General features: G+C 62.8%; 7 protein-coding genes. 3 read left to right on the top strand and 4 right to left on the bottom strand.

Features of this window, described 5'->3' with window-relative positions:
* Positions 1 to 48 precede the first annotated feature (48 nt).
* Positions 49 to 2,925 (bottom strand): ATP-binding protein, encoded by a 2,877-nt coding sequence (locus K408_RS0109675; protein ID WP_029673996.1) that lies wholly within the window; start codon positions 2,923 to 2,925, stop codon positions 49 to 51.
* A 92-nt stretch (positions 2,926 to 3,017) separates the two neighbouring features.
* The gene (locus K408_RS0109680; RefSeq protein ID WP_230646679.1) at positions 3,018 to 3,215 is read right to left on the bottom strand and encodes a hypothetical protein; all 198 of its coding nucleotides are present in this window, start codon (positions 3,213 to 3,215) and stop codon (positions 3,018 to 3,020) included.
* Positions 3,216 to 3,613: 398 nt separating this feature from the next.
* Between K408_RS0109680 and K408_RS37850 the strand changes: the two genes are divergently transcribed.
* From K408_RS37850 to K408_RS37855, 3 genes are all read left to right on the top strand, one after another.
* The gene (locus K408_RS37850; protein WP_024338401.1) at positions 3,614 to 3,907 is read left to right on the top strand and encodes a hypothetical protein; all 294 of its coding nucleotides are present in this window, start codon (positions 3,614 to 3,616) and stop codon (positions 3,905 to 3,907) included.
* Positions 3,908 to 5,046: 1,139 nt separating this feature from the next.
* The gene (locus K408_RS0109690; protein WP_230646680.1) at positions 5,047 to 7,845 is read left to right on the top strand and encodes an ATP-binding protein; all 2,799 of its coding nucleotides are present in this window, start codon (positions 5,047 to 5,049) and stop codon (positions 7,843 to 7,845) included.
* 78 nt (positions 7,846 to 7,923) lie between these two features.
* Positions 7,924 to 8,682, top strand: coding sequence for a hypothetical protein (locus tag K408_RS37855; protein WP_196232362.1), 759 nt, complete (start codon positions 7,924 to 7,926; stop codon positions 8,680 to 8,682).
* Here K408_RS37855 and K408_RS0109700 read toward each other — a convergent pair.
* Both K408_RS0109700 and K408_RS0109705 read right to left on the bottom strand, forming a co-directional pair.
* Entirely contained in the window at positions 8,679 to 9,947 is a 1,269-nt protein-coding gene (locus tag K408_RS0109700; protein WP_024338404.1) for an efflux RND transporter periplasmic adaptor subunit, read from the bottom strand. The genes K408_RS37855 and K408_RS0109700 overlap by 4 nt on opposite strands.
* A complete protein-coding gene (locus tag K408_RS0109705) occupies positions 9,944 to 13,126 on the bottom strand; it encodes an efflux RND transporter permease subunit (protein ID WP_024338405.1) in 3,183 nt (1,060 codons plus the stop codon). The genes K408_RS0109700 and K408_RS0109705 overlap by 4 nt, the downstream gene beginning before the upstream one ends.
* Positions 13,127 to 13,128 lie beyond the last annotated feature (2 nt).

Consider the following 13,128-nt stretch of genomic DNA (forward strand, 5'->3'; position numbering starts at 1 on the left):
AGCTCGTGCGCCCGCTCCGAGACATCGGACGCCACGCCGCGACGTGAGCTACCAAGCCGACAGCTGCGCCATCATTGTCCTCGCGCGGCGCAGATCGGAGATCTCGAAGCCCTCGGTAAACTTGCCGTACACGGAATCGAGAATATGCCACGCCTCGGCCGACCGGCCCTGGCCGATCCGCAATCGTGCCAGGCTGATCGTCGTTCGCAGTTCCCAGAACAGAGCTCCTTGGCCCCGCGCCACCACCAAAGCCTGGTCGAAGGCCTGCTCGGCGGCGGCCACGGAATGATGCGCGCCAGAGCGCAGCAGCAATTCGCCCTTGATGCGCCAGAGTTCAGCTACATACCAACCCTCTTCACGCGCTTCGCATAGCGCAAGCGCCTCTTCGGCGGTTGCAAGCCCTTGCGAAACCTCGCCGGCTTCTCCAAGACATGCCGCCAGTTCTCCAAGAGGAAGCAAAAAACGCGGCAGGAATCGCGCCTCGCCCGCCATGCCTAGCGCCTTGCGTAGCAAGGACAGGCCGCCTTCAAGGTCGCCACCGCGCGCCATCACCATCCCCCTGAAGGCGCGCGCCCAGACGTTCCACAGCCGGACCGGGTGCCGTTCGGTCTGCTCGATCAGCATCGCGTAGTAGCGCTCCGCCAGGGTGAGATCACCGGCGAAAAAGGCAACTGGGCAGGCGTCCTCTCCGAGCAAGCTGCAAAACGTCAGGGCATGACCACTCGTGCGACCTTCCTCGAGATTGCGATCGACCACGCTCAGCGCCTGGTCGACGCAGCCGAGCAGCCAGAGGATGCGGGCCTGGACGCAATACGCTGAAGCGCGCAGGTCGAAACGGGAGCGAAACACCTGCGGCTTTGTCGTGAGATCGTAAAGACGGGCCAATGCCCGGTCGATATGACGGCGCGCCAGCCGCTGGTCGCCGAGATAGTGCATCGAAGTAGCGAGGAGCCGTTCTGCCATCATCCGATCCACGGAGTTGCGTGATCCCGCCACGATATCCGCAAAACGGCGCGCGAGACCGAGTGCCTTGCGAAATTCGCCATTGTTGAATCGATCGATGCACAGCCCCCAGAGCGATCGCAGCAGATAATCGTCGTCGCCGAGTTGCTCGGCGAGCCCCAGCGTTTCGGCCCAGGCAAGACCCGCCTCCCCGGCTCTTCCAATACCATGCATCAGCGACCAGCCGCGCGCAGCCAACAATTGCATGCGCAGCTGCGGCGCATTCGCAGCACTCCCCTCGAGACGAGCCAACGCCAGGTCGGTCCGCTCGCGGCACTCGGCAAACAGTGACAATTGCATCCATAGCGGGACCGCCGCAACGGTCAGCGCTGCTCCGATCTGCGCGTCCCCCGCCGGCGAGAGGGCCCAATCGAGGCTGGATCGCACGTTATCGATATGGCGACCATAGAACGTAAGCCACTCGGACTGCGGCTGCTCGCTATCGGCTTCGGTTCGCGCAAAGAAGCCGCGGTAATATTCGGCGAGACGCTGCGCCGCGCCGGCAAGCTCCCCGCGGGAGCGCAGCTTTTCCAATGCGTATGCGCGCGTGGTATCCAGCAGTCTATAGTGAGCATGATCACCGCCAATGTCGACAAGAACGAGCGACTTGGCCACCAGATTCGCCAGCCGACGCGTCACCTCGCTCATGTCCTCGCCAGCCACCGCGATCGCGGCTTCGAGCGAGAACTCTCCGGCGAAAACGCCGAGCGGCCGCAAGATCCGCGCCTCCACCTCCGGCAACAGATCGTAACTCCAGTCGAGCGTCGCACGAAGGGTTTGCTGCCTGGGTAATGCCGTCCGACGGCCGGTCGTCAGGAATTTGAACCTGTCGTCCAGGAGCACAGCAATCTTCGCTGGACTTAGCATCACCGTGCGCGCCGCCGCGAACTCGATCGCAAGCGGAATCCCGTCGAGCCGCCGGCAAATGGAGGCAACCGCTTCGAGATTTTCCTCATCCAGCGCAAAGTTCGAACCGAGCGCCCTCGCCCTGGTCACGAATAATTCCACGGCGGTATAGGCAAATGCGCCGCCGCATCCGAGCCGGGATTCCGGCGGCACGCCTAGAGGAGGAACGCGATAGACGTGCTCGCCGTCGATGCGCAGCGCTTCACGGCTGGTCGCAACGATGGTGGTCCCGGGACAGCGGCTGACGATCGCGTCGGCCAGTTGGGCCACCGCTTCGACGACATGCTCGCAATTGTCGATGATGAGCAAGAGCTGCCGCGCGCCGATCGCACGTGCGACCGCCCCCGGCGAGATGTCCTCTCCTTCGAGCTTGACGCCGAGCACGCCGGCAACGGCCGAGCAAACCATTTTGGGGTTGGACAACGAGGCAAGCTCGACCATCAACCGATCTGCCGCAAAGCCGGGCGGCGGCTTTCTGGCGGCTTCCAATACAAGCGCCGTCTTGCCAATGCCCCCAGGGCCGACAAGGCTAACCACTCGATACGCCGAGAGAAGCTCCCACAGATGCGCGATGGCGGTGGCCCGCCCGATCAGATCGAAGGATGCGCTCGGAATGTTGGTCGAGCGCAATTGTTCGGATGCGACAGATTGCAAGGGCGCATTCATCTGGCGGATCTGCCATGTCCCCTGCAGGCGATAACCGCGTCCGACCTCGGTTGCGAGCATGTCGCGGCCCGAACCAAGGGCTCTTCGGATCGCCGCAATGTGCACCCTGAGTGCGCTCTCCTCGACGAAGACGCCCCGCCAGACGCGCTCGACCAAATCGTTCTTGGTAACCAGATCGCCTTCTGCCTGGACCAACTCCGCGAGTATCTCAAAGGCGCGTCCGCCCAGAGGAACGACGTCTCCCAGCGAGCGCAATTCGCGCCTGGCAAGATCGATCTCCCACTCCGAGCAGGTGTAGACGGGACGCTGGCCTGTCTCAGCCATGATTGGCACGGCCCCGAATGGTTTCATTGTCTTGCGTGCAAGTCTATCACCATCCTGTCAGGAGACACAGCTAGTCCCGCGGAAGACCGCCGGACCCGGCTTCTGGTACCCCTCACCTGTCAACAGCCGCGGCAGATCGCTCCTTCCAGCATTTTCTCGAGCCGGGCATCTTCCTTGTCGATGGCCGCGTCCGTGCCGAGCAGAGGCCGTTTCATCGCATGACCGTCGCCCTCCGACGAGGGAAGTGCAATGCCGAGCGAGTTCGTTCCAGGCGCCGCGGCACTCGTACCGAGAGCACCGCCTCTCGCCGTCGACATATGCGATCCCATGCCTGTGTGGGCAGATGCCGTGCCCGAAAGTTCAAGACAAGCTATCACGCAGAGGAAAGAGAGCAGTTTCATGGTTTGCATTCCGCATGTTCGATGACTGCCCTTTAAACTGGACGCCGCGACTGATACGACCACGCACGATCGCGCGAACGATTATGACAAACGTTACAGAATTCGACGTCGGAGATGGACCATTCCTCCTCAATCGCCCGCGTACATGCCTGCTACCCAACTCGTCTTCGCGCAAGAGTGATGCGTACCGGACAAGTCTTTACGACTGCATTGCCTATATGACTCGGCACAGAAGACGATTCGGAAACGTCACCAGCCGAGCAGCGACAATCGCCAAGCGACACTCCGCGCCTCACGAGTAATGGAGAGTCGATATGAGTGTATTCAAGACCATGATCGCCGCGGCGCTGATCTCTACGGCAACGATATCCTCGGCCTCCGCGACCTGGTCCTTCGCCGACCAGGAACCCGCGGCATTTGCATCAATGTATCCGGATCGCGACGTGCTCAACCGAGGCGCGCTGACGCCGGCAGGACGGATTGGTCTGGAGCGGCCCGGTGGCGCCGCGCCGGTGTTCGGAGCACGCCATCCCACGTCTATCAATGGCATCGTTGATGGAGCGACAGACGGGCAGCCTGCGTACGCAGCTGACCACGCCCATCCGTGAATCCGCACGGGAGTGCGCCCGCGCCAAGCGGCGCACCCCGCCGGGCCCACACTGCGGCAGCCACGTAATTTCGCGGACCAGCAGCTGCGCACCGAGCCGGCCACGACTCCGTGCAAAGGCGAAAGCGATCGTTCGATTGATGCTGCTGATCCGGCATGCGCGTGCCCATGTTTGACGTGCGAGCCGAGGCGTTCCCGGCGTCGCTTTTTCAAGGAGACATGCAATGACTACTCTGAAGCTCTTGTCGGCCGGACTGGCCGTTGCGGCCCTGATTGCCTCCCCCGCGATGGCTCGCGAAGGCAGCAACAACACGCGTCACACGAACGTCGACTCCTATGCGTCGGTTCAGCGCGTGCCGGTCACTGCCAAGCGCAGCTGCGTTCGCGCTCCCGACGTCGGTGCGTACGCGACTGCTCCGTGGCACCGGCCTCCATGCGAGCCTACCTCTGGCTACTGAGCCCGTGGACCGGACAGACCCTTGGCTGCAAGGCAAGCGACAGGCGCTGAGCCGAGGAAGCTCCTCGCAGCGTTGAGGGCCTTTGTCTCGCTGACGGAAGAACGGCAGTCTCATGCAGCGCCGTTCTTCCGATCAGCACGCTGCACTCGGCCGCTATTTCCCGATGGCCAGATCAAGCCGACCGGGCGGCATTGCGCCGTCGACTCGGCGCTGGCTGCTGAGGCATTTATTGCTGGTATCGCGCCAGGCCAGAAGATGCGCGGCCGGCGGAATCCGCGATCGTTGAAGGCCTCCATCGAAACGACCGTAGCAAGACGCGATTTAGTCGCAGGTTAAGGGTGCAAGATCGGGAAATTTCAGACGCCCCCACACCGATTATCGTCACGAATTCCTGTATGGAACAACCAGCATATCGAACACTGGCCCGACGGCGGAGGCCCGAGGGCGGCGAAGGTCTTCTTGACATGCCAACGGCCTCCCCTATACGAGACCAAGGCATAGTCATGCTTCCATATTATTGCCAAGTGACGGTGGTCCTCGGGGGCCATGACTTTGCCGGCATCGCGACTGTGAATCTGATCTACGGATCCCAATGTCGTCTTCGCCGGCCAATCGAACCTTTACTTTCGGAAACTGGCTCATTGATTGCCAGCGCAGGGAGCTGAGACACGACAACGTCGCGGTGCCGATTGGCAGCCGTGCGTTCGAGCTTCTCGAGAAGCTGGCGGACTCTGCCGGCCTGCTGGTGACCAAGGATGAATTGATCGGGACCGTCTGGTCGGGCCAGGTCGTCGAGGACAACACGCTCCAGGTCCATATTTCCGCCATTCGCAAGGCGCTCGGCAAGGATCGCGATCTCCTCAGAACGGTCTCAGGCCGAGGATACACCCTCGCCGGAAGCTGGCGAAGCGGACATCCGGATCACGGGGCGGCCACTACGATATCCGCTCCGTCCAGCTCCTTCTCGAGCAACCTTCCGAATATGCGTGCGCCTCTGATCGGTCGCGAGGATTGCCTGACCGAACTGGTCGACATCCTGTCCGCATATCGGGCGGTGACGCTCGTCGGCCCCGGCGGCATCGGAAAGACGAAGCTGGCCATCGAACTTGCTCGGCACGTCGCGTCATCGTTCGGCGAGTCCGTCGCACTGATCGAGCTCGCGTCCTTGCAGGATCCGGCACTCGCGATCGCTGCAACGGCCCGCGCCCTGAAGCTTGCCTTGAACGACAAGAACGTCTCCTCTGCAAGCATTGCCGAGGCCATCGGCACTCGGCGCCTGCTCCTCGTGCTCGACAATTGCGAGCATGTCATCGACGTGGCCGCACAAATCGCCAGCGCGGTACTTCGCAATTGTCCGAATGTCACCGTCCTTGCGACCAGCCGCGAAGGGCTGCGCATCGACGGCGAATACGTTGCAGCCATCCCGCCGCTGTCAGTCCCCGGACCAGATATCCTGGATCCCGATCTGCTTCTTCGGGAAAGCGCGGTGCAGCTCTTCGTCGCACGCACGCGGGCGCTGCGTGCAAGCTTCGTTCCCGACCCAAGCGATTTGCCCAAGATAGCCGCCGTCTGCCGGCGGCTCGACGGAATTCCGCTCGCGCTGGAGTTCGCCGCAGCCCGGGTCGCGAATCTCGGGGTGGACGCCGTGTTGACACGCCTGGACCGGCGCTTCGAGCTCCTGAGCAGCGGTCGTCGCGACCAGCTGCCCCGGCACCAGACCCTGCGAGCGACGCTGGACTGGAGCTACGATCTGTTGTCGTCCGAGGAGCAGAGGCTGCTTTGCCGGCTCGCGGTGTTTCCGGCCGGCTTCACGCTGGACGCGGCCATTGCAGTGGCAGACGACGACCTTACACGATCGGACGTCATAGAGACGCTGTTCAATTTGGTCGGCAAATCGCTGGTCGCTCTGGATCCCTCCTTCGAGGGGCGGTGGCGCCTGCTCGAGACGACGCGTGCTTACGCCTTGGAGAAGCTGGCGCGAGCGGGCCTCGTCGCGCAAGTGACACGACGGCAAGCGAGCTTCCTGAGGCAGCTCGTGACGCCGCTTGGCGACACTTCCCCAACCTCTGACGATGTTTCCCGCCTCGCCCAGGAGATCGAGAACGTGCATGTCGCGCTCGACTGGGCCTTTGCGCCTGATGGCGATGCCGCGCTCGGAGTCGAGCTGACGGCGGGCTTCGTTCCGGTATGGATGCAGTTACTGTCCTTCGTGGAGTGCTCCAGCCGGATCGAGCACGCCCTCGCCCATCTCGGCCCTGAGCTCACCTCCGATCCAAGGCTCAAGGCGCAGCTCCATGTCGCATTGGGATTCGCCCTTCTCAACACTACCGGCTCTGCCGACCGCATGAAAGCGGCCCTCAACATCGGCCTCGTGCTCGCCGAAGAAATGTCCGATCTCGAGCTGCAGCTCAAGGCTGTATGGACGCTGTGGAGCTACAATCTCAACTCGGGCCAATATGACGCCGCCAAGTCCGTCGGCGAGCGATACCTCGAGATCGCCCTGCGAACGGAGAATCCCGCCAACGAGACCGTAGGTCGACGCCTGATCGGCGCCGCCGCGCATTTCTACGGAGCGCAAGAGGATGCGAGGCGGGAGCTCACCCTGTCCCTGGATCACGAGGCTCACGGATTGGAGGACGGCCCGCACCAGATGTGGTTCCTGCTCAACCAGAGCGTTTTGGCCAAGGCCATGTTGGCCCGCGTCCTGCTGCTACAGGGACAGGTGGTGCAGAGCAGGGCTCTTGCCGCCGAATGCCTCCAGGAGGCGGAGCGGGAGAAGGACAAGCTTGCGATTGCCTACGCGTTGCGGAACGCCGTCTGCCCGATCGCTCTCATGACGCATGATCTCGCCGCGGCCGATCAGGCGATCTCGGCACTTCTCGAGCTCGTGACCCGCGAGGGAATAGCTTTCTGGACGAGCTGGACGTCGTGCCTGAAGGGACAGCTGCTCGTCCTGGAAGGTCAGTACGACAATGGAATAGCGTTGCTGCGGAGCGGACTGAAGGCGCGGGCCGAGAATGGATGGCTGATGCGCAATCCCGAGTTTCTGGGTTCACTCGCCGAAGGCCTGCTTGCGACCGGTGAGACCGCGCCAGCCTTGGCCGCCGTCGAAGAGGCCTTGAACATCGCCAGGCAAGGCCGGCAATTGTGGTGCCTTGCGGATCTCTTGCGCATCAAGGCTGAAATTCTGCTGGTCGATGCTCCGCTCGATCTCTCCCGGCCGGAACTGCTGTGCGCCGAAGGGTTGTCCGTTGCAAGAGAGCAACAATGCCGCTTCTACGAGCTGAAGATCGCTGCGGCTTGGGCAAGGATCATGGCAGGATCGGACCGCAAGCAGACCGCGCTCGATCTCGTCGGCCCGATCACGGCGATGTTCGACCGGGAAGTCGATCTTCCCGCGCTCGCATTCGCGCGCGGTCTGGTTGCAAGCCCGGCGACGGCACGTGGCGGCGGCCGATCCGCTTCCTGCACCTGCCATTAGCCAAAGCGCTTCTTCCCCCAATCCTGCGGACGACGCTGGATCACGATCTCTCGATGACGACTGCTGGACGGCGAATCCATGTTCCCACCAAGGGCCGAGCTGCGCCCGGCCTATGAAGCAAAGAGCCCTCAGCATCCCGGCGGCAGGATCGGCGACACGCCCGGCGTCGGCGCTGCACCTGTAGCATTGGCTGGCAACACAGTCGCAGGCGAAGCCAGGTTCATCGAGACCCCTTCCATGCAGGCAGAGCTGTTCGGGCTGGGCACGATGGAGTTTGGATCAAGGCCGGTGCCGCCAACATCCATTAGATCCACCGAAATGGTGCCCGGTGCCCGGCTGGTCGGCACCTGCGGGATCGACAGCGGCAGTGATGCGGCAGACGTCACCTGGCCGCCCGGCACGGAGCTGCATGCAACCGTCGGACCCGTTCCTATCGACGCAGCTGCGGGAATGGTTCCAGTGGAGCTGCCGCTCAGTCCCATGACCGGCAATGTCGGAGCGGCGCTGCCCGGCGTCGACAAGCCCGGGTTCGTCGCGATCGGCGGCTCCGGCATCGGAGACGGCGATGGCGGAGCGCAGACAACTACGGTCCCCGGCGACGTCGGGTCCGAGGCAAGCGGAACGGGCGCGAGCGTCGTGTCGGGTGCGTTTGGCTCGGTCGTGGCGGAAAAAGGACCGGGACTGTTCAACGGCGAGATCACGATCGCGCCCGGCACCGTCGGCAGGCCCATCGCCGTGCTGCCGGTTATGGCCACCTGCGCGTTGCTCGGAGAGCCAGCGAGCAGCAACGAAGTGAGCAACGTTGCGAAAATGGTTCTTACCATCCCCTCGCCCTAACTCACTACGACCTTGCGAACGGTTACCTTGCTGCCCTCTGCCAGGCTCACCGCCGGATTGAGAACGACCTGATCGCCGGGCTGCACGCCTTCACGGACTTCGACGGTGGTGCCGAAATCCCGCGCGATCGAGACCTGCTGCAAATGAACGGTGCCATTGCGCACGAGCACGACGTGAAGACCGTTTTCATCGAACACCAGTGCGTCGGACGGGATGATCATCGACGGCGTCTTGCGCGGAATCGATAGCTCGACCGTGCAATAGATGCCGGGGTTGAGCAGGCCATCCGGATTTGGCACGTCGATCTCGGTCAGCAGCGTTCGGCTGCCCGGCTGCAACGCGGTCGCGATCCGCGTGACCTTCCCCGGAAACGTCCGGCCCGGAATCTCGGGGACGCGGATATCGGCATCGATGCCGGGGGTGACTCCAAAGGCCTCGTCCTGCGGCACAAAGACCTGGGTCCGGATCACCTTGGAATGCATCAGCGTGAACATGAAGGTCGACCCGGCCTGCACCAGGCTGCCATTGTCCACGTTGCGTTGCGTGATTACGCCGTCGAACGGCGCCACCACGCGCTGGTAGGCCTTCTCCTGCTGGAGGACCCGAATCTGAGCCTCCTGCGCCGCGATGTTCGATTGGGCGACGCCCACAGCAGCCTGCTGCGCACGCAGCGTGAGCCGGTCATTGTCGCCCTGCTGCGCCGTCAGCCAGCCCTGCTTGACGAGATTGCTGTCCCGCGCATTAGTGACGTCGGCAAGTTCCCGGCTTGCTTGCGTCTGCTGCAGCGTCGCCTGGTTCTGAGCGAGCGTCGCCTGTGCCTGTGCAATCTGCTGGTCCAGCTCCGGAGCGGTGATGTCGGCGAGGAGATCGCCCTTCTTCACATGCGCGCCAATATCCACGTAGCGCTTCTCGATATAGCCGCTGGTCCGCGCAAAGATGTTTGCCGCCTCGAACGCCGTCGTCGTCGCTGGCAACGTGATCTTCATGATGTCGCCGCTGGGCCGAACAACCGCGACCCGAACATCCGGAACGGCGGTTCTGACCTGTTCTGCCAACGCCGCGGCTTCACGCGCGGCCTGATAGTGCCGCCAGCCGCCAACGCCGAGACCGCCCGCGAGCATTAGAACGATGCCTCCTCCGAGCAACGCAGCACCGTAACGGCGGCCCAATCGTGGCTCCTTTTCGGGCGGCTCCACCATCCGCCAGCTCTCCGCACCTGGCCGGCCCGTCTTCTCATCATTGGTCCGTACGCGAACGTCACTCATTGCGGTTGCTCCTCGAATACGCCGTGATGAGGCTGGCCATCATTGCGCTTGCGCAGCATGGCGAACAGATAAGGCACGATCAGCAATGTCGTCGGGGTCGCGAACAGCAGCCCGCCGATGACGGCTCGTGCAAGTGCCGCATTCTGCTCCTCGCCCGGACCGCCGATCGCCATTGGGATCATGCCCACGATCATCGCGGCAGCGGTCATCAGGACCGGACGTATCCTGGTACGGCCGGCGCTAAGCGCCGCCTGGAATGCAGAGTGTCCTTTCAGTTGCTCATCGCGCGCGAACGTCACCAGCAGGATGGAATTCGCCGAGGCCACGCCGACCGCCATGATCGCCCCCATCAGAGAGGGCACGTTCAGCGTCGTTCCGGTGATGAAGAGCATCGTCACGATGCCGCAGAAGGTTGCCGGCAACGCAAGGATGACGACGAAAGGATCGCCGAAGTTCTGGTAGTTCACGACCATCAGCAGATACACCAGGATGGCCGCGAACAGCAGTCCAATTCCCAGATCGCGGAACGACTGATGCATGCTCTGGATCTGGCCCAGAACCTGGATCGAATTGCCGGGCTGGAGCTGCTTCTGCAGCGCGGACGTGACCTTGTTGATGTCGGCCGCGACGCTACCGAGATCGCGTCCCTGCACGCTCGCATAAATGTCGAACACCGGCTGGACGTTGGCCTGATTCGAATTGGTGGGAACCGTGCCACGCTTGAAGGTCGCGACATTGCTGAGCAGGCCCGGTACCGTCTGCCCGCTTGCCGCAGGCGAAGCCGACACCGGCGTATTCCCCAGCGCATTCAGCGAATTGGCCCTGTACTCGGGTGTTTGCACGGCAAGGTAATATGGGATACCCGACGCCGGGTCGGTCCAGAAATTCGGCGAGACCTGCGCGGACGAGCTGAGGCTGACATTGATGTTGGTCGCAACCGTGCTGGCATTGAGGCCGAGCTGCGCGGCCCTGGTCCGGTCGATGTCGGCGTAGAACGCTGGAGCATCGACCTCCTGCTGGAGGTGAGCATCGACGACGCCCGGGATCGTGGACAGGCTCTTCTGAAGCTCCTTTGCCACGGCCAGATTGTTGGCGCCATAGCCGACCGTGCGAACGTCAATTTGCGCGGGAAGCCCGAAGTTCAGGATCTGCGTAACGATATCGGCCGCCTGGAAATAGAAGGTGTCCTCGGGGAATGCCGATGGCAGCACCTGGCGCAGCTTGCTGACGTAATCCGCGGTCGGCTGATGTCCATCCTTCAACGACACGAGGATGGTGCCGTCATTGCCCCCTATCGTCGAGCCGTCCGTGAATGCGAGGTTGTAGGCGCGCGCCGGAAGCCCGATATTGTCGACGATCAGCGCACGGTCCCGCTCCGGAATCACCTCGCGAATCTTGTCCTCGACCGCCTGGAAGATCGCTTCGGTCTTCTCGATGCGAGTGCCCGCGGGCGCGCGAACGTGAAGCTGTATCTGGCCGCCGTCGATCAGGGGATAGAAGTCGCGTCCGACATAGACGAACATGATGGCCCCGAGCGCCAGCACCAGGACGGCGACGACAGGCGCGATGGCGCGCCGCTGCAGCAAGGTCAGCAAAAGTTCGGAATAGCCATTGCGCAACCGATCGAAGCCGCGCTCGAACGCAGCCGAGGCGCGCGCGAAAATACCTGACGGGGCTTCACCCTTGCCGTGGCGCCGCTCGCTCTTCAAGAGCAGGCCGATGGTGATCGGCGTCAGCGTCCGCGACAGCCCATAGGACGCCAGCATCGCGAACACAACGGCAAGACCAAGCGGAGTGAACAGGTATTTGGCAGGTCCCTCTAGGAACACGACCGAAGTGAAGACACAGCTGATCGCCAGCGTGGAAACCAGAGTAGGCATCGCGATCTCGGCCGCCCCGTGCAGCGTCGCGTCCGGCAAAGGCATGCCATCCTCGGTCCAGAGCCGGTAAGTGTTCTCGATCGTCACGGTGGAATCGTCGACCAGGATACCGACCGCGAGCGCAAGCCCGCCGAGTGTCATCGTGTTCAGGGTCTCGCCGAGGAAGTACAGGACGACCAACGAGGAGAGCATCGCGAGCGGGATGGAGATCAGAACGACGAGCGTCGATCGCCACGATCCCAGGAACATCAGAATCATCAGCGCCGTAAGTCCGGCCGCGATCGCTCCCTCGCGCAGCACGCCACTAACCGAATGGGTGACGAATACCGACTGATCGAACAGCTCCTTGATCTTGAGCCCCGCAGGCGCCGACTCACGAAGCGATTCCAGAGCCTTCTTCACGCCATTGACCACGGCGAGCGTGGAAGCATTGCCGTTCTTGATCACACTGAGCAGGACGGCGCGGTGGCCGTCCTCGCGCACGATGTTCTGCTGCACCTGAGAGCCATCACGGACCTGGGCCACGTCTTTCAGAAAAATCGTCGCCCCGTTGACGAACTTGACCGGGATCATGTTGAGATCCTCGATCGAAGCCGGCGTCGCATTGGTCCGAACGGTGTATTGGGTGTCGCCGATCTTGGCCGTGCCGGTCGGCAACGTGAGATTCTGGGTATTCACGGCATTGACGATGTCGAGCGGGGTCAGCCCGCGCGATAGGAGCTTGTTCGGGTCGATGTCGACCATGATCTGACGGTACTTGCCGCCGGCGGGCGTCGGCAGTGTCACGCCGGGAACGGGCGCCAGTTGCTGGCGGACCCGATAGATGCCGAAGTCATAGAGCTGCTGCTCGTTCAGGCTGTTGGATTCCAGGCTGAGCTGGAGCACCGGCACGCTAGATGCGTTGAACTGAACGATGATCGGCGGCTGAATGCCGGGCGGCATCAGGGCGCGGATGGCGTTGGTCGCCGACACGATCTGCGAGATCGCCAGATCGAGATTGACGTCGGGCTGGAAGTAGATCTTCTGGATCGACAGGCCGTTGAGCGTCTGCGCCTCGACGTTTTTGATACCGCTGACATTTGCGCTGATCGAGTATTGGCTATAGGTGCTGACACGCTGCTCCATCTCGGGCGTCGAGAGACCGGTATAGCTCCAGATCACCGTGACCACGGGGATCCGGATCTCCGGGAAAACGTCGGTCGGCATCGACCGGATGGCGATGCCGCCGAGGAACAGGATTAGCGCCGCAAGCACATAGAATGTGTGCGGAAATCGCAGCGCGAAACGAACAATACCCATGA

Origin of the sequence: Bradyrhizobium sp. in8p8, from assembly GCF_000426845.1 — a bacterium.
Lineage (GTDB): Bacteria > Pseudomonadota > Alphaproteobacteria > Rhizobiales > Xanthobacteraceae > Bradyrhizobium > Bradyrhizobium japonicum_C.

Coding starts and splice junctions, on each gene's coding strand:
- K408_RS0109675 (WP_029673996.1), bottom strand. CDS start 2,925: ATGAAACCATTCGGGGCCGTGCCAATCATGGCTGAGACAGGCCAGCGT.
- K408_RS0109680 (WP_230646679.1), bottom strand. CDS start 3,215: ATGTCGACGGCGAGAGGCGGTGCTCTCGGTACGAGTGCCGCGGCGCCT.
- K408_RS37850 (WP_024338401.1), top strand. CDS start 3,614: ATGAGTGTATTCAAGACCATGATCGCCGCGGCGCTGATCTCTACGGCA.
- K408_RS37855 (WP_196232362.1), top strand. CDS start 7,924: ATGTTCCCACCAAGGGCCGAGCTGCGCCCGGCCTATGAAGCAAAGAGC.
- K408_RS0109700 (WP_024338404.1), bottom strand. CDS start 9,947: ATGAGTGACGTTCGCGTACGGACCAATGATGAGAAGACGGGCCGGCCA.
- K408_RS0109705 (WP_024338405.1), bottom strand. CDS start 13,126: ATGGGTATTGTTCGTTTCGCGCTGCGATTTCCGCACACATTCTATGTG.